This window comes from Phenylobacterium sp. Root700, assembly GCF_001429025.1.
In the GTDB taxonomy this organism is placed as follows: Bacteria; Pseudomonadota; Alphaproteobacteria; order Caulobacterales; family Caulobacteraceae; genus Phenylobacterium.
Map to the genome: position 1 here is coordinate 79,644 of NZ_LMHT01000032.1, position 20,882 is coordinate 100,525.

Sequence of the window (20,882 nt, forward strand, 5' to 3'; positions counted from 1 at the left end):
GCGTCCTAGTAGGCGAGCCGCAGGGTCATGCCGTAGGTGCGCGGCATGCCGAGGAAGGCGTCGTAGGAGCCGCTCTGGGCGACCGCGTCGAAGCCGACCTGGGTGTAATACTCGTCGAAGATGTTCTGAGCCCAGGCCTCGACCTGCCAGCTCCGGTCGTCCGGGCCGATGCCGATCCGGGCGTTGACCAGGGTGAAGCCGGGCTGGGTCTTCACCGGATCGAGGTTCGAGCCGGTGTTGTAGGACGACTGGTACTTGGCGTTGACGGCCACGCGGCCGACCAGGTTGTCGGTGATCTCATGCTCGTAGGTCGCCGCCAGCGACGCTGACCAGAGCGGCGCCAGCGAGAGGCGCGAACCGGGCAGGCGTTGGTTGCCGGTCGGGTTGGCTGGCGGCGGGGGCGGGCTGCCCAGAACGCTGGCCGTGCTCTTCGGATAGTAGGTTTCGGCGTAGGTGACGCCGCTGTTCACGGTCAGGCCCTTGATCGGCGTGAACCACATGAAGTCGGCGTCGACGCCCTTGGAGATGACGGTCGGGACCGAGGTGACGTTGAAGACCAGTCCGTTGAAGCTGTTGAGCTGGAAGTCCGTGAACTCCTGGTAGAAAATCGTGCCGTTCAGCAGGACAGTGCGGTCGAACAGCGTGTTCTTCATGCCGATTTCGTAGGAATCCACGATCTCGGGTTTGAAGCTGGTGTTGAGGATCGGCGCGGCCGGCTTGCCGCCCGATTGGGTCGGTTGGGCGATCCGGTCGAGGTTGAAGCCGCCGGCCTTGTAGCCCCGCGCGTAGGACGCATAGGCCAGGATCTGCGGGGTGAAGCGGTAGTCAAGCTTGACCGTCCCGGTGGCCTTTTCCTCCCGCAGGCGCTGCGAGTTGGAGCCCAGCTGCGAGAAGGCCGGGTTCTGGAAGGTGCCGCAGATCAGCGCGCCGGGCGCGCCCAGGGTGGGGACCCGCGAGAGGGCCGTAAGGCAACCGATCCCGCCGTCGGTGTTGTTCCAGACGGTGTCGAGGTCCTTCTTTTCCCAGGTGTAGCGCGCGCCGCCGGTCAGGGTCAGCTTGTCGGTGATCTTGAAGCTGTTGTTGGTGAAGATCGCCGCGCCTTTTTCCTCCTGCTTGTAGGTGTCGTTCTGGCCGTGGCCGGCCACGAAGGTCGAGCCGTTGGCCGGCCGGCCGGTGAACAGCGGCAGGGCGCCGCCGAACAGGCCGTTGGCGTAGTTCTCGAACTGGGTCCCGTAGACCAGGCGAACGTGCTGGGTCAGCTTCTCGTTGGTGAAGAAGGCGCCGACCAGCCAGTTGAGCCGTTCGGTGTCGCCGGCCAGGCGGAATTCCTGGCTGAACTGGCGGAACTGGACCGAGCCTGGATTGCTGCTGTCCACGGCCGGGCCGTAGAGCACGTCGACCAGGGTGCCGTCGGTGTCGCCGCCGCCTTGGCTCTTCCAGTCGCGCAGCGCGGTGATCGAGGTGAACCGGGCGCCGCCGAGCCATGGGGTGGTCCAGTCGAGCGTCGCCGAAACGCCCTTGTCCACAACGTGTTTGAGATCGTCATGCGTGCCGTAGGCGGTGAAGGCCTTGGGGTTCGGCGGATTGGCGATCGCGCCCGGGACGATCGAGTTCAGGACCGCCGTGGGGCCGGCGGCGTTCTTGATCTGGACGGCGCCGCAGCAGCGCTCGTTCTTGTCCGTGTAGTCGGCGACGAAATTGACCTCGGCGTCGTCGTTCAGCCGGACCAGGATCTGGCCGCGGGCGGTGTAGAAGTTCTGGTCGTTGGTGGGGACGCCGCCGACCACGTCGTAGAACCCGTCGCGCGAGCGCCCGGCCAGGAACAGCCGCCCGGCCACCTTCTCCGCGACGATGGGGCCGGTCAGGGACAGCGCCGCGCCGAAGGCGCTGAAGTTGCCGACCGTGACCTCGCTGTTGGCGCCGACCTGGAATTCCGGGCGCTTGGTCAGGATGTTGATGACGCCGGCCGAGGTGTTCTTGCCGAACAGGGTGCCCTGCGGCCCTTTCAGCACCTCGATGCGTTCGAGATCGCCGAGATCGCCGAACGCCACGCCGTTACGGGGGCGATAGACCCCGTCGATCACCACGCCGACGGACGACTCCAGGCCGACGTTGTCGCCGACGGTGCCGATGCCGCGGATCCGCGCGGTGGTGGAGGTGTTGCTGCCGGTGGTGGTGACGGTCAGGCCCGGGGTCACCACGGTCAGGTCCTTGATGTCCCGCACGCCGGCGTCTTGCAGTTGCTGGGCGTTGACCGCCGTCACGACGATGGGGACGTCCTGCAGACTCTGTGTTCGCTTCTGTGCGGTGACGACGATCTCATCGACCGTTCGGGGGGCGTCGGCGGCGGCGGTCTGGGCATGGGCCTCTAGGCCGATGAAGAGCAGGGCGAACGCGCTCGAACTTGCCAGCAAATTTTTGACAGACATGATGAAAACTCCCCGAAGCTATTCTTATGAGCCGAAGTGTTGGCCCGGCTTTACGGAACGGCAAGTCGATAAAACTGACTGATATGAGATTTTTGGCGGCTGTGACTTCTGGCGCAGGTCGGCCTGCGCATGAATGTTTTGGCGGTGAAGTCAAAAATGATCTCGAGGCGTCGAACATAGGCCAATGCTAAGGTTGGCTTAGGTCATGACCTTCCAACAGCGCGCGAGCGGTGAGATATGGTTAGCGCCGCGTTAACCATGACCGGGCAGATATTGCCCATGGCCATCCATGGAATCAGGGGAGTCGTCGAAGCCGCGATCCAGCGCGCGTCCAACGCCACAGGCGTGGATTTCAGCTTCCTCATGGGCACGGCCGCTCGCGAGAGCGGATATGATCCCAAGGCCAAGGCCCCGACATCCTCGGCGGCGGGCCTGTTCCAGTTTGTCGAACAGACCTGGCTCTCCACCCTGAAGCAGCACGGGGCCAAGTACGGCTACGCGCGCTACGCCGAACTGATCACCAAGGGGGCCGACGGTCGCTACCGGGTGAGCGGGGCCGAGGCGCGCAAGGCGGTCATGGACCTGCGGCTCGACCCGCACGCGGCCTCGTTGATGGCCGGCGAACTGACCTCCGATCACGCGTCCTATCTGAAGGGGCGGGTGGGGCGAGCGCCGACGGCGGGCGAGCTCTACGCCGCCCACTTCCTTGGCCCGCAGGGGTCGGCCAGGCTGATCGAGGCCGTCCAGACGAGGCCCGGCGCCAGCGCCGCCAGCATTTTTCCCGACGCGGCCAGCGCCAACCGGTCGATCTTCTACCGCGACGGCCGGGCGGCCACGGTGGCCGAGGTCTACGCCAACCTGACCAAGACCGGCGGGGCGGGCCATGCGACCACCGCCCCGCGCGCCGCGCCGGTCGACGGCTTCATCCAGTACGCCTCGGCCCGTCAGCGGACCTTGCAGGACGGGCAGGACGCCATGGTCGACATCATCCTGCGCGGCTCGCAATCCGACGACGACGCCAGTTCGGGCGTGCGGATGACCGGGTCGCTGTTCACCAGTGAAATGCTGCGTGTGCTGGCCGAGGCCCGCGACAAGTCCAACTAGGCCGCGGCGCCGGCCGCGAGCATGGCTTCGATCTCCGCGCCGGAGTAACCGATCTCGACCAGGACTTCCCGGGTGTGTTGGCCAAGACCAGGCGCGGCCGGCCGCACCGTGGCGTCGGCGCCTGGGAAGCGCGCCGGCGCGGCGGGCGAGCGGTAGGTTCCGCCTTGTCCGTCCTCGACCTCCAGCAACGCCCCGGCGGCGGCCACCTGCGGATCATCGACGACCTGAGCCGGGGTCTGCACCGGCGCCCAGACCAGATCGACCTCGTCCAGGCGGCGCGCGATCTCGGCGAAATCGATGGCGCTGAACGCCTGGTCCAACTCGGCGACCAGGGCGGCGCTGTTATCCTTGCGCAGCCGTCCAGTGAGGAAGCGTTCGTCGTCTGGAAGGTCGGGGCGGTCGCAGGCGGCCGCCAGCAGCTGCCAATCCTTGCTGGCGCCGCGCGGATTGACCACGAACCACTGGCCGTCGCGGCTCTTGTAGAAGTTGGCCACCGGATCGAAGGGCGCGCTGCGGGGTCGGTTCGAGGCGAGCTTGCCGAACGCCAACTGCACGGCGAGATCGGAGCTTACTGCATAGACGCCGGTGGCCAGCAGCGAGGTCTGAACAAGTCGCCCAACGCCGGTCTTCTCGCGCTCATAGACCGCCGCCAGGATCGCCGAGACGGTGGCCAGAGAGGTCATGTGGTCGCCGACCCCGGTGCGCAGGATGAACGGGTCGGTTCCCTTCGGCGCGTGCATGTGGGCCACGCCGGCGCGTGACCAGAAGGCGGTGACGTCGAAGCCGGGCTTGCCGGCGTCAGGTCCCTCCAAGCCGTATCCGGTCACCACGGCGTAGATCAGGCGCGGATTGATCGCCCGCAGGGTCTCGTCGTCAAGGCCCGCGCGCTTCAGGGAGGCGGGGCGGACATTGGTGAGGAAGATGTCGGCCCCCGTCGCCAATCGGGTGAGGGCCTCGCGTCCCTCAGACTTGGAGATGTCGAGCACGACGGCGCGCTTGCCGCGGTTGTCGAGGCCGAAGGTGGGATTGCCCGACAGGGTGCTCCTGGCGTCGCCAAAGACCTGGCGCATCGGATCGCCCTCGGGCCGTTCGACCTTGATCACCTCCGCGCCCCAGTCGGCCAGGACGCCGCCGGCGCCCGGCGCGGCGATATAGGAGGCGAATTCGACGACCTTCAAACCCTGCAGCAGCACGCGACGCACCTCCCTTATTGTTGGAGGTATCCTGACGGGCGACGGCTAAGGCGTCGAGGGCGCTTAGGCGACCGAGCGGATCAGCTGTTCGTCGCGCTCGACGGCGATGGCGTCGGCCACGGCGCGCGCCACGGCCGCGACGCTGACCGGCTTGCGCAGTACGGCGTCGGCCCCGGCGTCGACGCATTCCTTGGCCTCGTCGGCGTCGCCGCCGATGACGGCGACGATCGGAACCCTGGCCATCTCGGTGTCCAGGGCGCGGATCGCGGCGATGGCGGCGGGGCCGTCCATGTTCGGCATCCGGCCGTCGATCATCAGCAGGTCGAACTCGCAGACCTTGGCCAGGTCGACGGCGCGGCGCCCGTCGGCGGCGTGGACGACCTGGTGGCCCAACTGTTCGATCACGGCGCGCAGCATGGCGGCGTTGAGGGCGTCGTCCTCGGCGATCAGCACCCGAAGGGGGCGATTGAGGGGCAGGGCGGCGCCGGCCGATTCACTCGACTGTTCGAGGTCCCGCTCGGGCATGGCCGTTTCGTCATAGGGCAGTTCCAAGCGGAAGCAGGAGCCGACGCCCATGGCGCTGTGGGCCAGGAGTTCGCCGCCCATCAGCCGGGCGAGCTGACGCGAGAGCGAGAGGCCAAGCCCCGCGCCGGAGGTCCCGGCGCTGGTGCGGGCGATGCGGCTGAAGGGCTCGAAGGCGTCCTCCAGCTCCTCGGCCGCCAGGCCCGGCCCGGTGTCGGCGATCTCGATGGCCAGGCGGCCGGGACCGCAGCGCTCGATACGGGCCTCGACCCGGCCGCGGACCGTAAATTTCAAGGCGTTGCCCAGCAGATTGACTAGGATCTGGCGCACCCGGTGGACGTCGGCGATGGTCGCGCCACAGTCCTGGGTCGAGAGTTCCGAGGCGACGTGCAGGGTGAGCTCCAGCCCCTTGGCCGCGGCGTTGGGGCGGTTCAGCAGGACCAGGTCGCGGATCAGGGCGATGGTGTCGAAGGGCTGGGTCTCGACCTCGAGCCGGCCGGCCTCGGCCGTTTCGGAATCGAGCGTGGTGTTCAGGACCGCGATCAGGTCGTTGGCGGCGTCGAGCGCGGCCGAAAGCTGCTCACGCGAAGGCGCCGAGCGTCCGTTGTGGCCGACCGCGGCGGTCAGGACGTGGGCGACGCCGGTCAGGCCGTTGCGGATCTCGTGGCTCAGGGTGGCGACAAGGTCGGACTTGGATTGGGCGAGGCGACGCGACTCCTCCATCTTGCCGGCGCGATCGGCGATCAGGATCTCTCGCTCGGCCGCCAGGGCGAACTGCCGCCGCAGGATGCGGTTGAGGATCAGCGACAGGGCCATGGCCAGCGCGATTCCGCCCCAGGCCAGGTTGGCCATGGCCTGACTTTCAGGGTCGCGGAACAGGAAGAACAGCGGCCCGGCGGCGGCGGCGGAGCCGACGATCAGCAGGCTGGGCAACCAGGAGGAGGCGAAGAATATCACCACGGTGGCCGCCGCCACGGCGATCATCATCAGCGGTTCGCGGGCGACGCCGGCGCCGTCGGCGAAGGCGGCGATCTGCGCCACCGCCGCGGCCCAGATCAGGCCGCCCAGCACGTGCATCCGGCCGCGCTTCTCCAGGTCGGTCCGGGCCCCAGGACGCTTCAGCCAGTTCACCATCACGTAGAACAGCGCCCAGGCCGCGGAGAAGATCGCGAAGGTTCCGGTCATCCAGACAGCGTTGGCTGCATGCGATCCGGCCCACACATAGACAGGCAGGCTGATCGTAAACACGGCCAGGGCGTAGGGCAGCAGGGCGGTCTGGGTGTCGAGGGCTTGTTGGGTGACCGAAAGCCCGCCACGGGCCTCGATTTTATCGGTCTCAACCAACATGAATGGATCCCTCGGCGGCAAGAATCGAAACTATCGCAGCAGGGTTGGCGAGCGGTTACGCGACAAGGTAAATCCACAGTCCTGAAGGCAACCGATCATTAAGCTTAACCGCTGATGATGCCTGTTCGGGATCTTCGGTTCCGATTGGGGGCTAGGCCGGAATGGCGACCACGCGCGCGGCGCTGACCGATGGGGACATCCGCACCTTGGTGAAGGGCGCGACGCCCGATGAGCGCGCCGCCGCCGCCCATAAGATCTGCCGCGCGCTGGAGATCGCGCCGCTGGCCGAGGAGGATCGCGCGCGGGCGCAGGAGATCCTGCGGGTGATGGCGCAGGACGCCGCCGAACTGGTGCGCAGGGCCTTGGCCGTCACCCTGAAGAACTCGCCGCTGGTGCCGCGCGACGTGGCCCTTCGGCTGGCCAAGGACGTCGAGAGCATCGCGCTGCCGATCCTGGGCGCATCGCCGGTCTTCACCGACGCCGACCTGGCCGAGATCGTCCGGTTGGGCGGACCGGTGCGTCAGGTGGTGATCGCCAAGCGGCCGCGTCTGTCCCAGACGGTGACCGGAGCCATCGCCGAATATGGCGTCGAGCGGGCGGTCGAGGCGGCCTGCGCCAACGACAACGCCGACTTCGCCGAGCAGGCCCTGCAGGCCGTGGTCAAACGGTTCGAGCAGTCTGAGCGGGTGCTTTCGGCCGTCGCCTATCGCGACGCCCTGCCGCTGTCGGTGACCGAGAAGTTGGTGCACATGGTCGGCGACGCCGTTCGCGATCATCTGCTGGATCATCATGCGGTTTCGGCCGAGCTGGCGCTGGAGATCGCCACCGGCGCCACCGAGCGCGCGACCATCGATCTGGTCGATCAGGTCGGGCGCACCGCCGATGTGAAGGGCTTCGTCGCCCACTTGCACAAGAACGACCGCCTGACCGCCTCGCTGCTGCTGCGGGGCCTGGCCCATGGCCACATGACGTTTCTGGAGTGGGGGCTGTCGGAGCTGGCCAGCGTTCCGCATCATCGCACCTGGCTGATGATCCACGACGCCGGGCCCTTGGGCCTGAAGGCCATCTATGATCGCGCGGGGCTTCCGGCGCGGCTCTACGGCGCGTTCCGGGCCGGGGTCGACACCTATCACTCGATGGAATTCGACGGCGGAACCCGTGATCGCGAACGGTTCCAGGAGCGAATGCTGCAGCGGTTCCTGACCCAGCCGACGCTCGGCGGTCGTGAGGACATGGATTACCTGCTCGACAAGATGGACAAGGTTTCCAGCGCCGCGCGCAAGACCTGCCAGGCGAGGGCGCAGGCCTAGGCCAAGATCGCCCTCGGGCGAACTTCAACAAACGCCGTTACGCGAGTGCCGAATTTCGGTATGGTTGTGCATGGCGAACGGCTTTCCAGCGGCGGTTCTTCTCCTGGCTGCGGCGTACGGCGGCGACGCCAGCGGCGGCGCGCCTTCCGGCGTTACGATCGCGACCACCTGCAGCGCGGAGGCCCAGGCGCGGTTCGATCAGGGCCTCTTTCTCCTGCACAGCATGATGTACACGGAGGCCCGGACGGAGTTCGCGGCCGCCGCCAAGGTCGATGACAGGTGCGCGATGCCCCAGTGGGGAATCGCGATGACCTGGTTCCAGCCCCTCTGGTCCGGGCAGCCCACGCCGCAGGCGTTGCAGACCGGGTCCGACGCGATCGAGAAGGCCAAGTCGCTCGCCGTCAGCGAGCGCGACCGGGCCTACGTCCTGGCCGCGGCGGGCTACTATCGTGAGTGGCCGGCGACAGGCACGCCCATCCGTCTGCGCAACTGGGAAGCCAGCCAGCGGGAGCTTGCCGTCCGCTACCCAGGCGATGTCGAGGCCCAGGCGTTCTGGGCGCTGTCGCGACTGGCGGCCGCCGACAAGTACGACAGGACCTATGCGCAGCAGCAATCGGCCGCCCAAGCCCTCGAGAAGTTGCTGGAGCAAAGGCCGGAGCATCCGGGCCTGATGCATTATCTGATCCACGCCTATGACAACCCGGCGCACGCCCATGACGCCACGCATCTGGCCAAGGCGTATGAGGGTGTCGCCCCCAACGCTCCGCATGCGCTTCACATGCCAAGCCACATCTATGTCCGTCTCGGCGCCTGGCCCCAGGTGGTCGAGTGGAACATCAAGTCGGCGGCGACGGCCAAGGCGCAGCCCGCGGAGGGCGATCGGGTCTCGCGCGACTATCTGCACGCCCTCGATTACATGGCCTACGGCTACCTGCAGATGGGCGACGATCGGAGCGCGAAAGGGGTCCTGGAGCAGATCGATCCGAAGGTTCTCTACCAGTTGGGCTTTGGTCCTGCGGCCTACGCCCTGGCGGCCGTGCCGGCGCGCTTGGCGCTTGAGCGGGGCGAGTGGAAGCAGGCGGCGGGGCTTCGGGCACGCTGGGTCGACTACAACTGGGACCAGTTCCCGTGGGCTGAGGCCGTCACCTACGCGGCGCGAGGCCTGGGCGCGGCGCGGACCGGCGATACGAAGGCGGCGAACGAGGCGATCACGGAGCTCGAACGGCTCAGCGCGCGGGTCGATCTGTCTTGGTGGAAGGACCGGGTCGCGATCGACCGGGACGTCATCCTGGCCTGGTTGGCCTACGACCGGCAGGACACCAAGCAGGCGGTTGACCTGCTCTCCGCCGCGGCGACCAGGGAGATCGCTGCTGGAAAGGACCCGGCCGAGCCCGGCCATGTGATCTGCGCCATCGAGCAACTGGGGTTCCTGTTGCTTGAACTTAAGCGCCCGCAGGAGGCGCTGGCGGCCTTCGAGGCCTCGCTCAAGGATTCGCCCAAGCGGTTCAATTCGCTCAGCGGCGCGGCCCGAGCGGCGCAGGCGGCGAAGCTGACCGAGAAGGCGAGGAGCTACTATTCGGAGCTGGTGGAGATCAGCGCCCCGGATACCGACCGGCAGGCCTACAAGGACGCAAAGGCCTATCTGTCCTCAAGTCGGGCGTCAGCCGCTCTGGCGCTCCCCGGCCATTGAAGCGCGCCATGGGGGGAGCCTGCCCTCGCGTCATGCTTGCGTGAGCGTGTTCATGCTCCCAAGCTGACGTCATGAACTCAGACATCAAGCCCGCCGCCACCATCCTGCTGCTGCGCGATGCGCCGGCGTTCGAGGTGTTGATGGTCAAGCGCCATCACCAGATCGACTTCGCATCGGGCGCCCTGGTGTTTCCAGGCGGCAAGAGTCATGCGGGGGACCATGACCCCGCATGGGCCGACCATGCCCTGGGCTGGTCGGGGTTCGACGCCGAGCAGCGGGGCTTGCGGATCGCCGCCATTCGCGAGGTGTTCGAGGAGGCCGGCGTGTTGCTGGGGCAGCGTCTGGACGGCTCGCCGATCGGCGGGGAGGCCTGCCCGCTGGAGGTCCGCAAGGCGGTCGACGCCGGGACCATCGCGTTTCTTGATGTCGTGCGCGATCTTGGCGTGCGGATCGACCTTGGCGCCCTGACGGTCTTCGCGCGCTGGATCACGCCGCCGCTGACGCCCAAGCGGTTCGACACCTGGTTCTATGTGGCTGATGCGCCGGACGATCAGCTGGCCGCCTGCGACGGGCGCGAGACGGTCGACGCTGAATGGATCGAGCCCAAGGAGGTCCTGCGCATGGCGCAGGCCGGTGAGCGCAAGGTGATCTTCCCGACCCGAATGAACGTGCAGCTGTTGGCCGAGGCGTCCAGCGCCCAGGACTGCATCGACCGCGCGGCCGCCAGGACGCTGGTCACCGTCGAGCCGCAGATCCAGGCGCGTGACCACGGCAAGGTGCTGGTCCTGCCGCCGAACGCCGGTTACGGCGTGGTCGAGGAACCGCTCGAGAATGTGATGTAGCGGCTCAGGCCGCCGCGGTGACCTTGCGTTCCAGTTCCTCGATCAGCACGCGGCCGACGGGATGGTCGTCAGTCTTGATGTTGTCGCGGACCGCGGCCTTGATGCCGTCGATGTGAGCATCGACCAGGGCCATGGAGACGGTCAGGCGCTTGTCCTTGTCGTCGATCAGGCGGCAGAGCGAGGCGCCGATGCGGGTGATCAACGGAAACTCGTAGGTGGTTCCAAGGCCCTTCAGGTCATGGGCGCGCAGGTAGAGGGTTTCCATGGTCTCGGCGGTGACGCCTTCGTCATGGACCCGCTGGCGAGCAGCGTCGAGCTTGAGCACTTCGTCGGCCAACCACTGCGAGAAGTTGCCGGAGAGGCTCTTCAGCGCGGCTTCCGCCTTGGCGATCGCGCTAGGGTCGATCGCGCCGAACCGGCCGCCGACCTTCAAACGCAGGCTGGGGGGGTGGGTGACCGGGTTTTGCTGGCTCACAACGCTCTCCTGGAACAGTCGAGCGTCAGATTAGGTCGGATGCGTTAACAACGAATGAGCCGGGAACCCACGGTAATCATACGGAAAACTGCTCGGCGAGCACGCGTTCCTCGAGACTGCGGCCCGCGTCGAACAGCATATGAAGGGCCAGGGTGCGGTCCTCGGCGATGTGAACTTCCATCACGTCGCGGACCTCAAAATTGTCGGCCACGGCGCTGACCGGGCGCTTGTCGGCCTCGAGGATCTCGAAGGTGACGCGGGCGGTGTGGGCGAGCAGGGCGCCGCGCCAGCGCCGGGGCCGGAAGGCGCTGATCGGGGTCAGCGCCAGCACCTTGGCGTCGAGAGGGATGATCGGGCCGTGGGCCGAGAGGTTGTAGGCGGTCGACCCGGCTGGGGTCGCCACCAGGGCGCCGTCGCAGGAGAGCTCGCCCAGCCGCACCTTGCCGTCGATGGAGATGCGGAGCTTGGCGGTCTGGCGGGTCTGACGCAGCAGCGAGACCTCGTTCATGGCGATGGCGCGGTGCTCGTGTCCGTGAATGTCGAGCGCGGACATCGAGAGCGGATGGATCACGGCGCGTTCGGCGGCGTTGATCCGCTCCAGCAGGGCGTCCTCGCTGTACTCGTTCATCAGGAAGCCGACCGAGCCGCGGTTCATGCCGTAGATCGGCCGCTCGTCGCCCAGGTTCTCGTGCAGGGTCTCGAGCATGAAGCCGTCCCCGCCGAGGGCGACGACGACCTGCGCGTCGGCCAGCTTGGCCTGGCCATAGCGCGCGATGAGGGCGTCCTTGGCCTCCTGGGCCTCGGGGCGGTCGCTGGCCACGAAGGCGAGGCGGGTCACGAAGGGCTCAGGCTTGAACATCGCCCGGCAGAAGCCCGTGAAACGGTCGATCCGTCAACCAGGGTTCAGCGCCTGACGAAATGCGGCGCCGGCGATGTTCGGCTCGAAGGGCCCAAAAGCGCCGCGCGCGCGGCGTGCGCCCTCGGGGCCGCCGCCCGGCTTTCCGCCGTTCAACTCCCGCACCAGGTCAAGGATGGTGGGGAACACGCTGCGGTCGATTCCGACCGAGGCGCAGGCCAGGGCCAGGAGTTCGGGGTGCTCGGAGCCGACCGCTGAGCGCACCTGGCTCGGTTCAAAGCGGCCTAGCGTGGCCAGGCCGGCGACAAACAGCGACAGCTTCCGCTCCTTCAGCGCCCGCAGCAGGTAGCCGGGGCGGAGCTGGCCGGACATGTCGAGCTTGGCGATCAGCCGTCGCTCCATCTCCTCGCGTTCGCCGATGCGAACCTCGGTGACGCCGGCTTCGGTCTCGATCGCCCCGCCATGGGCTTCCTGCACCGAGGCGCCGAGCGCGGCGTCCAGGGCCGCCGAATCCAGCCGGAATCTGCCGATCAGCGATTGCCGCAGGGCCTGGCCGACCCAGACATAGAGCTCGCGGGCCAGGTCGTCGGTCAGGCCGGGATGGCGGGTCAGCGGCGAGCGCATCGCCGCGACGCGCTCTGAGGCCTTCACCAGCACGGCCAGATCGTGCGCGCCGACCGCGGCGGTGTCGTTGCCGGCCAGGGCGGTCAGCACCGCCGGCTCGTTCTGCTGAAGAATGGCGGCGACCACGGGCGGGCCGATGTGCGGACGGCGGGCGACCTCGATCTGATGCTCGATGGTGGCCTCGACCAGAAGGCGGATCAGGTCGTGATCCTTCAGCACCGGACTGGCGGCGATGATCGGGCGGGCGATCTCGATGTCGTCCAGCGCCAACACATTGACCAGGGCCGAGGGCGCCCAGGCGGCGTGGGAGAGCTTTTCGGAGAGCCGGCGGCGGATATCGCGCTCGGCCTCGACCACCAGGCTCATGAAGATGGAGTTCAACAGGGCCTGGATCGGCCCCGACGACATCAGGCTGTTGGCGCTTTCGCCGGCGTCGCACAGGTCGACGATGGACAGCAGCAGACGTTCGCGATCAGCCGGCGCGCGGCTGCGGGCCAGGTTCAACAGTTCGTCAGCCTTGGCGGTCGCGCTCAAACTGGCATCCCCAACAGGCGAAGCGCCTAGCTTCGAATCTGCGCCTGACCGATGAAAACATGGTTAGTAGCTGTTGACCATGTGACGCAAAGAGCCGCAGTCGCTTGCGGAACAAGGGGCGGAGATGTCTGAACCTCTGATTTTGGCCCTCGATCAGGGCACTACCTCGACGCGAGCCATCCTGTTCGACGCCAAGGGATCGCCGATCGCCGACGCCGGTCGGACCCTGGAGCAGTTCTATCCCGAGGACGGCTGGGTCGAGCACGACGCCGAGGAAATCTTCGAAACCTCCGTGACCGTGATGCGCGAGGCGATCGCCAAGTCGGGCCGGTCCATCGAAGACATCGTCGCCATTGGCATCACCAATCAGCGCGAGACGGTGGTGATCTGGGACAAGGTCACTGGCAAGCCGATCCACCGCGCCATCGTCTGGCAGGACCGCCGTACGGCGACGACCTGCGAGCGCCTGCGCGCGGCGGGCAAGGAGAGCCGGGTCACCGACATCACGGGTCTGCTGCTCGATCCCTATTTCTCCGGCACCAAGATCGCCTGGATGCTGGGCGCGGTCGAAGGCGCCCGGGCCAGGGCCCAGGCCGGGGAGCTGCTGGCCGGCACGATGGACAGCTGGGTGATCTGGAAGCTGACCGGCGGGGCCTCGCACGTCACCGACGCCACCAACGCCTCGCGCACCATGCTCTTCGACCTGAAGGCCCAGGCCTGGTCGGCCGAGATGCTGGAGATGCTGGACGTCCCGGCCGCCTTGATGCCGCGCGTGCTCGATTGCGCCGACATCTTTGGCGACACCCAGGCCGACTTGCTGGGCCGGTCCATCCCGATCCGCGGGGTGGCCGGTGACCAGCAGGCCGCGCTGATGGGGCAGGGCTGCATTCGCGCCGGCGAGATGAAGGCCACCTACGGCACCGGCTGCTTCATGCTGGTCAACACTGGCGAGCACTTGGCGCCGTCGCGCTCGCGCTTGCTGACCACGGTCGCGGCCCGGCTGAACGGTCGCACCACCTATGCGCTGGAAGGCTCGATCTTCATCGCCGGGGCGGCGCTGCAGTGGGTGAATGAAGGCCTCAAGGTCGAGGGCGGCGGCGCCGGCGTCGAGAAGCTGGCCCAGAGCGCCAAGGACGATCACGGCGTGGTTCTGGTGCCGGCCTTCACGGGCCTCGGCGCCCCGTGGTGGGACGCCAATGCGCGGGGCGCGCTGTTCGGCATGACCCGCGACACCGGCCTGGCCGAGATCGCGCACGCGGCCTTCGACGCCTGCGCGCTCCAGACTCGGGACCTGATCGAAGCCATGCGGGCGGACGCACCCGGCGCCTTCGGCCAAGGCGTCGAGTTGCGGATCGACGGCGGCATGTCGCGCAGCGTCTGGTTCAGCCAGAGGCTGGCGGACCTGACCGGGATCGCGGTGGGCCGCGCGACCTATCTGGAGACCACCGCCCTGGGCGCGGCCCTGTTCGCCGGCATAGGCGCTGGGCTCTTCGCCGACGCGGAGGAGGCCACCGGCTCGCGCCCCTCGACCGAGCGGTTTGATCCTTCGCCAAGCCGGCATGAGCGCGAGGCGGCCTACGCCCGTTGGCTGGACGCCGTCGCGCGGGTGCGGACCGAGACCTGACGGTCGCCGTGGTTAGGCGGCCATCGCCGTCCGCCGCCGCCGAATAGCTGCGCCGGCGAGGCCGAAGCCCGTGATCATCAGCGCCCAGGTTCCGGGTTCCGGCACGGCGCTCCAATGTCCGCGGATCTCGCCGCCGGGGTACGCCGTCGAATGGAGGTTGAGATAGGCTTGGCCGGTGTTCAGCCCCGCGAAGAGCGCGGATTCCGCGCCTGCCGCCGTGCCGCCGTTGGCCGTGACGAACGTAGCGTTGTAGGTGCTGAGCAGGGTCAGATCGAAGACGTTGGAATAGGTCCCGCTGGAGACCCCGGTCGGAAACCCGATGAAGGTGGGCGTCTGGGTCGCCACCCCGACATTGTTCGGGGCGGGGGCGCAGCAATGGATGTGCGCCGCGGTGGTGAGGCCGACGAGGTCCTGGAACGTCACCGAGAGGCTCATGGTGTGGGCGGTGGTGTCGACGATCAGGGTCGCGAACCCGGTTCCGGGGCTGAAGTTCGCCGGGTTCTCGTTCGTGCCGGCGAGGGTGGTCTTGTAGACCGTCGCGGCTTGGGCCGCGCCAGCGACAGAAAAGCATGCGGCTATGGCCAGCATCTTGATTGTGTTGTGGGACAATTTCGACCTCCGCGGTGGAACCTGCAACGACGAGGATGAAGTCAAAGTCCGCAGATCCCCCTCCGCGAACACGCATACTGGTAAGCGTCACTGTGGATGGGTGTTTGGATATCGTAGTTATTCGAAACTCTGACGCGGAATGACTTGAAGTCAATCCCGCATTAACCGTGATCGCGCCGGCAATGGCCGCCGACAGGGCCGTGAACCGCGCGCTTGACGCTCGGGGCCAGCGGCGCGACTCTGGTGATCAACGATCAGGCACGATCGCAGAAGACTAGGGGAGGCCGCCATGGCCGATGGTTCGCTTGCGAGCGTAGGCTCGCTCAAGGGCAAGGTCAGCGCCGAAGAGTGGAAGGTGCGGGTCGAACTCGCCGCCCTCTACCGGCTGGTGGCGCTCTACGGCTGGGACGACGCCATCTACACCCACATCTCGGCGCGTATTCCGGGCCCCGATCACCAATTCCTGATCAATCCCTACGGCATGTATTTCGGGGAGATGACGGCCTCAGCCCTGGTGAAGATCGACCTGGACGGCAATATCCTTCAGGAGACGCCGTTCTTCATCAATCCGGCGGGCTTCACGATCCACTCGGCGATCCACGCCGCGCGGGAAGACGCCCACTATGTCATGCACCTGCACACCGACCAGGGCGTGGCCGTGGCGGCGCAGAAGGACGGGCTGTTGCCGCTGTCGCAGCACGCGCTGATCGTGCGGACCATGCTGGCCTATCATGACTATGAAGGCATCGCCCTGAACCTGGACGAGCGTGAGCGCCTGGTCGCCGACATTGGCGACAAGCACCTGATGCTGCTGCGCAATCACGGCACCCTGGCGGTCGGCGAAAGCGCGGCCGACTGCTGGATCCGAATGTTCTATCTGGAGCGCGCCTGCAAGCAGCAGGTCATGGCGCTGTCGGCAGGTCGAGATAACGTCCTGATGGCGCCGGAAGCCGCGCAAGATGAAGTGAAGATGCAGTTGGCGCGGGGACTTGGCGGCCAGCTTGCGTGGCCCGGCGCTTTGCGCCAGCTGGACCGCGCCTTGCCGGGCTACGACGCCTAGAGACTTGCTTGAGGATTAAGTAAGGCGGGCGCCGGTTCTTGGGCGCCCGTTTTCTTTGCGGTTACGAAACAATACGCGTCATCGACACCCGAGAAGTGTCGTGGTGCGAAGCTTTCGTCGTCTATTTCAAGTCAGACACGCAAAGCCATCGTTCTGTCACTGGACGGCGCCTATGTGGTCGCCATAAGACCCGGTTCGATTCACGGCCACCCCCTCTCCATTTGGAGTTCGCGGAGTTTCCCTAGCTTGATACGACGCCACTTCTTCCTCGCCGCCGCACTTGTGATCCTGGCCCTGATGGTGGTCGCAGGCGGCTGGAAGCTGACCCTCGGTAAGAAGGAGGGCCCTGGCGGCCCCCCCGGCGCGGCCATGGCCGCACAAAAGGGCGGCGGAGCAGGCAAGGGCGGCGGCGGTCACAGCGGTCGCGGCGGCATGGGCGGCATGGGCGGCCCGGCCCCCGTGAAACTGGTCGGCGCCGAATCCAAGATCTTCGTCGACGCCATCGACGTGATCGGCGTGGCCAAGGGACGCCAGTCGGTGACCTTGACCGCGGCGACCACCCAGCTGGTGGAGCGCGTGCGGTTCACCGACGGTCAGTCGGTGGCCAAGGGCGCCGTGCTGGTCGAACTGAAATCCACGGAACAGAGCGCGGGCTTGGCCCAGGCTCAGGCCCGGATGGTCCAGGCTCAACGCGATTACGACCGCTGGAAGCAGCTCGCGACGCAGGGGTTCGCCTCGAAGACCGCGCTAGATCAACGTGAAGCGACCTATCTCGCCGCCAAGGCCGATGTCGACGCCGCCCGGGCCCGTGAGGGCGACCGCACGATCCGCGCGCCGTTCGCCGGGGTCGTCGGCCTGTCCGACATCGCTCCGGGCGCGCTGATCAATCCGGGTGCGGCGATCGTGACCCTGGACGACGTCAGCGCCGTTCGCGTCGATTTCGAGGTGCCCGACCGTTATCTGGCCTCGGTCCGCGAGGGACAGCCGATCGTCGCCCGCGTCGACTCCTATCCCGGCGAAGCCATCCAGGGCCGCATCCAGAAGCTGGACACCCGGATCGACGAACGCACCCGCGCCATCACCGCGCGGGCCGAATTCCCCAATCCCGGCGGCAAGTTGAAGCCCGGCATGATGATGCGCATCGGGATCGCCCGCGGTCAGCGCCAGGTGGTGGCCGCGCCGGAGGCGGCGGTGTCCGTCCAGGGCGACACGGCCTTTGTCTATGTCGTCAAGCGTGACGGCGAGCGCAGCCTGGCCGAGCGCCGCCCGGTCCTGACCGGCGTGCGCCAGGACGGCCTGGTCGAGATCCGCGACGGCCTGAAGGTCGGCGAACAGATCGTGGCCGACGGCTTGAACAAGATCCAACCGGGCCAGCCGGTTCGCGTGCTGGCCGGCGCCGGTCCGCGTGAAGCGGCGGCCGATGTGACTGGGCCGCAGCCAGGAGCGCGCGGCGCGCGGCCCGGCGCATGATGCTGTCTGATCTCTCCGTCCGCCGGCCGGTATTCGCCGCCGTCGCCGCGATCATTCTGTGCGTCGTCGGCTTGGCGGCCTTCGCCTCGCTGACGGTCCGCGAACTTCCCAGCGTCGATCCGCCGGTGGTCTCGATCTCGACCACCTATCGCGGCGCCTCGGCCGAGGTCGTCGAGGAGCGGATCACCGAAGTTATCGAGCGTCAGATCTCCGGCATCCAGGGGATCGACCGGGTCAACTCGTCGTCGCGCGACGGGCGGTCCAACATCAACATCTCGTTCCGGCTCGACCGGAACCTCGATGACGCGGCCAACGATGTTCGCGACGCGGTGAGCCGCGTGGCGGCGAACCTGCCGCTGCAGGCCGATCCCCCGCAGATCGCCAAGGCGACGGCGGACGGCTCGCCGATCATGTTCATCTCGTTCGCCTCGACGACGCTCAACCGGTTGCAGCTCTCCGACTACGCCCAGCGCTATCTGGTCGAGCGGTTCTCGACCGTCGACGGCGTCGCCCAGGTGTTCGTCGCCGGCAGCCAACTCTACTCAATGCGCATCTGGCTGAACCCGGACGCCATGGCCGCTCGCGGCGTGACCGTCGACGACGTCGAGAACGCGCTGAATAGCCAGAACCTCGAACTGCCGGCTGGCTCGCTCGAAGCGCCGGCCAAGGACTTCACGATCCGCGTGGCGCGCGGCTACTCGACGCCCGCCGAGTTCGCCGAGCTGCCGGTGGTGGCGTCGGGAACGCGCACCAGCGCGGCGACCGGCAACACCTCGCAGGCCTATATCACCCGCCTGGGCGACATCGCCCGCGTGGAGGAGGGGCCTGACGAGCGCCGCCGCAGCTTCCGCTCCAACGGCCGCGACCAGGTCGGCATCGGCATCACCCGGCAGTCGCAGGCCAACGATCTGGACATCTCCAAGGGTGTCAACACCCTGCTGCCGGAGCTGAACAAGTCGCTGCCCAAGGGCACGACCCTGGAAGTGGCGGTCGACTACACGATCTTCACCGCCCACGCGATCCAGGAGGTCTGGATCACCATGGGCATTTCGCTGGGGCTGGTGGCCCTGGTGAACTTCATCTTCCTCGGCACCTGGCGCGCGGCGCTGATCCCGTCGATCGTCGCGCCGATCTGCATCCTCTCGACCTTCATCGTGCTGGCCCCGCTCGGGTTCTCGCTGAACCTGCTGACGCTGCTGGCCCTGGTGCTGGCGATCGGCCTGGTGGTCGACGACGCCATCGTGGTGGTCGAGAACATCCAGCGCCGGATCGACGACGGCGAGCCGCCGATCGTCGCGGCCCAACGCGGGGCGCGGCAGGTGTTCTTCGCCGTGGTCGCCACGACCATCGTGCTGATCTCGGTGTTCGCGCCGCTGATGTTCCTGCCCGGCTATATCGGCCGCCTGTTCGTGGAGCTGGCGGTGGCCATCGCCGCGGCCGTGGCCTTCTCGGCCCTGCTGGCGCTCAGCCTGTCGCCGATGCTGGCGTCCAAGCTGCTGCGTCCGGCCCGCGGCGAGGGCTTCATCGCCCGCTATGTCGACGGCGCCATGGACAAGCTCAAGGCCTCCTACCACGCCTCGCTGGACGCTTTGCTTGGCCGCAGGGCCGCGTCCATCGGCACGGCGGTGCTGGTGGCGGTGCTGGCGGCCGGGGCCGTCGGCCTGTTCTCGGTGCTGCCGCGCGAGCTGGTGCCCGAGGAAGACCGCGGGCGCGTCGACCTCAACATGAGCGGCCCCGAGGGCGCTGGTTACGACTACACCCGCAAGGCGGTCGATCAGGTCGAGGCCCGGCTTCAGACCCTGCTCGAAGAGGGCAAGATCACCCGCTACATCATCGGCGTGCCTCGGTTCGGCGGCAGCCAGTTCAACGGCGGCTTCGGCAACGCCAACGTGGCGCAAGACGCCGGCATCACCTCCAACGAGCTGGCCGCCCAGCTGAACCGCGAGCTTTCCTCGGTCACGGCGGTCCGGGCGATCGCCATGGTGCGTCCGGCCTTCTCGCGCGGCGGCGGTGGCGGCGGTGGCGGCGGAGTGGATGTGATCGCGGTCGGTGACGACTATGGTCAGGTCGCCGACTGGATCGCGCCGTTGCTGGCGGCGGCCGAGGCTAATCCGGGGCTCGCCAGGGCGCGCCTCGACTACGAACCCACCAGCCCGCGCGTCCTCGTCAACATCGACCGGGAAAAGGCCGCCTCGCTCGGCGTCTCCGCCCAGGCGGTCGGCCGGGCGCTGGAAAGCAACTTCGGCACCCGGCGGGTGACGACCTACATCAAAAACGGCCAGGAGTACGACGTGCTCCTGCAGACCGATCGCGAGCAGCGCCAGACCGAGCAGGACATCGGCAATCTGTATGTCCGGGCCCAGTCGGGACAGCTGATCCCGCTGTCGACCGTGGTCACGACCGAGGTGCGGGGCGATACGCCTGACCGCTCCCGGGTCGACCGGCTGCGGTCGGTGACGCTGTCGGCGCAGCTCAACCCCGGCTATCCGGTGGGCGACGCGGTGAAGTTCTTCGAAACCGAGGTGGCCAAGCTGCCGCCGGGCCCGCAGATCAAGTGGGGCGGCATGGCGCGCGACTATCTTGAAGCGGGCGGGGCTGTCGGCCTGGCCTTCGGCATGGCGCTGCTGCTGGTGTTCCTGGTCCTGGCGGCTCAGTTCGAAAGCTGGATCCACCCGGCGGTCATCATGCTGACCGTGCCGGTCGCCGCGCTTGGCGGGCTGTTCGGCCTGCTGGTGGCCGGATCGACCATCAACACCTATAGCCAGATCGGTTTGATCATCCTGGTGGGCATCGCGGCGAAGAACGGCATTCTGATCGTCGAGTTCGCCAATCAGTTGCGCGACGAGGGGCTCAGCATCCGCGAAGCGGTGATCGAAAGCGCCACCCTGCGGCTGCGGCCGATCATCATGACCTCGATCGCCGCGGCGGCCGGCGCCATCCCGCTGATCATGTGGGGCGGGGCGGGCGGCGAGAGCCGCAAGACCATCGGCGTGGTGATCTTCTTCGGCGCGATCTTCTCGACCGTGCTGACCCTGTTCATCGTCCCGGTGTTCTACAACATGCTGGCGCGCTTCACGAAGTCGCCCCAGGCCACCGCTCGCCGTATCGAGGCCTTCGAAGAAGCCGAGCAGACGCGCGCGGCTAACGCCGCCGAATAGAGCCCGCCCAGGTGACCAAGCGCCGCCCTCCGGGG

15 protein-coding genes are annotated in these 20,882 nt (G+C 67.6%); 8 read left to right on the top strand and 7 right to left on the bottom strand.

From position 1 onward, the window contains the following. Positions 1-5: 5 nt before the first annotated feature. Positions 6-2,429, bottom strand: coding sequence for a TonB-dependent receptor (locus tag ASE02_RS16995; protein WP_056735724.1), 2,424 nt, complete (start codon positions 2,427-2,429; stop codon positions 6-8). Positions 2,430-2,708: 279 nt separating this feature from the next. Between ASE02_RS16995 and ASE02_RS17000 the strand changes: the two genes are divergently transcribed. After that, on the top strand, positions 2,709-3,533 hold the full coding sequence (locus tag ASE02_RS17000) for a transglycosylase SLT domain-containing protein (RefSeq protein ID WP_056735725.1): 825 nt from the start codon (positions 2,709-2,711) through the stop codon (positions 3,531-3,533). Here the strand turns inward: ASE02_RS17000 and ASE02_RS17005 are convergent. Further along, positions 3,530-4,726, bottom strand: coding sequence for a CaiB/BaiF CoA-transferase family protein (locus ASE02_RS17005; RefSeq protein ID WP_235536735.1), 1,197 nt, complete (start codon positions 4,724-4,726; stop codon positions 3,530-3,532). The genes ASE02_RS17000 and ASE02_RS17005 overlap by 4 nt on opposite strands. 63 nt (positions 4,727-4,789) lie before the next feature. Beyond that, positions 4,790-6,595: a hybrid sensor histidine kinase/response regulator gene (locus tag ASE02_RS17010; RefSeq protein WP_056735726.1), complete on the bottom strand. Its 1,806-nt coding sequence runs from the start codon at positions 6,593-6,595 to the stop codon at positions 4,790-4,792. A 161-nt stretch (positions 6,596-6,756) separates the two neighbouring features. Here ASE02_RS17010 and ASE02_RS17015 point away from each other — a divergent pair, with 161 nt between their 5' ends. The 3 genes from ASE02_RS17015 to ASE02_RS17025 all read left to right on the top strand — a co-directional run bounded on the left by ASE02_RS17015 (position 6,757) and on the right by ASE02_RS17025 (position 10,437). Continuing rightward, positions 6,757-7,905: a DUF2336 domain-containing protein gene (locus tag ASE02_RS17015; RefSeq protein ID WP_056735727.1), complete on the top strand. Its 1,149-nt coding sequence runs from the start codon at positions 6,757-6,759 to the stop codon at positions 7,903-7,905. Positions 7,906-7,975: 70 nt separating this feature from the next. Continuing rightward, positions 7,976-9,595, top strand: a complete 1,620-nt coding sequence (locus ASE02_RS17020; protein ID WP_056735728.1) for a hypothetical protein — start codon at positions 7,976-7,978, stop codon at positions 9,593-9,595. A gap of 71 nt (positions 9,596-9,666) precedes the next feature. After that, positions 9,667-10,437 (top strand): NUDIX hydrolase, encoded by a 771-nt coding sequence (locus tag ASE02_RS17025; protein ID WP_056735729.1) that lies wholly within the window; start codon positions 9,667-9,669, stop codon positions 10,435-10,437. Between the two features lie 4 nt (positions 10,438-10,441). Here ASE02_RS17025 and ASE02_RS17030 read toward each other — a convergent pair whose 3' ends face one another. The 3 genes from ASE02_RS17030 to ASE02_RS17040 all read right to left on the bottom strand — a co-directional run bounded on the left by ASE02_RS17030 (position 10,442) and on the right by ASE02_RS17040 (position 12,926). Beyond that, positions 10,442-10,912 (bottom strand): hypothetical protein, encoded by a 471-nt coding sequence (locus ASE02_RS17030; RefSeq protein ID WP_056735730.1) that lies wholly within the window; start codon positions 10,910-10,912, stop codon positions 10,442-10,444. 76 nt (positions 10,913-10,988) lie between these two features. After that, on the bottom strand, positions 10,989-11,771 hold the full coding sequence (locus tag ASE02_RS17035) for an NAD kinase (protein WP_056735731.1): 783 nt from the start codon (positions 11,769-11,771) through the stop codon (positions 10,989-10,991). 33 nt (positions 11,772-11,804) lie between these two features. After that, positions 11,805-12,926 carry a DUF2336 domain-containing protein gene (locus ASE02_RS17040; protein ID WP_235536736.1) on the bottom strand — a complete coding sequence of 374 codons (1,122 nt, stop codon included), beginning with the start codon at positions 12,924-12,926 and terminating at the stop codon, positions 11,805-11,807. Positions 12,927-13,050: 124 nt separating this feature from the next. Between ASE02_RS17040 and glpK the strand changes: the two genes are divergently transcribed. After that, positions 13,051-14,550, top strand: coding sequence for a glycerol kinase GlpK (gene glpK / locus ASE02_RS17045; protein WP_056735732.1), 1,500 nt, complete (start codon positions 13,051-13,053; stop codon positions 14,548-14,550). A gap of 12 nt (positions 14,551-14,562) precedes the next feature. On the opposite strand, the gene ASE02_RS17050 is transcribed toward glpK, so the two are convergent. Next, positions 14,563-15,159 carry a CHRD domain-containing protein gene (locus tag ASE02_RS17050; protein WP_200957712.1) on the bottom strand — a complete coding sequence of 199 codons (597 nt, stop codon included), beginning with the start codon at positions 15,157-15,159 and terminating at the stop codon, positions 14,563-14,565. Between the two features lie 289 nt (positions 15,160-15,448). Between ASE02_RS17050 and ASE02_RS17055 the strand changes: the two genes are divergently transcribed. The 3 genes from ASE02_RS17055 to ASE02_RS17065 all read left to right on the top strand — a co-directional run bounded on the left by ASE02_RS17055 (position 15,449) and on the right by ASE02_RS17065 (position 20,847). Then, entirely contained in the window at positions 15,449-16,219 is a 771-nt protein-coding gene (locus ASE02_RS17055; protein WP_056735733.1) for a class II aldolase/adducin family protein, read from the top strand. 246 nt (positions 16,220-16,465) lie between these two features. Beyond that, entirely contained in the window at positions 16,466-17,689 is a 1,224-nt protein-coding gene (locus ASE02_RS17060; protein WP_056735734.1) for an efflux RND transporter periplasmic adaptor subunit, read from the top strand. Next, a complete protein-coding gene (locus tag ASE02_RS17065) occupies positions 17,689-20,847 on the top strand; it encodes an efflux RND transporter permease subunit (protein WP_056735766.1) in 3,159 nt (1,052 codons plus the stop codon). The genes ASE02_RS17060 and ASE02_RS17065 overlap by 1 nt, the downstream gene beginning before the upstream one ends. Positions 20,848-20,882 lie beyond the last annotated feature (35 nt).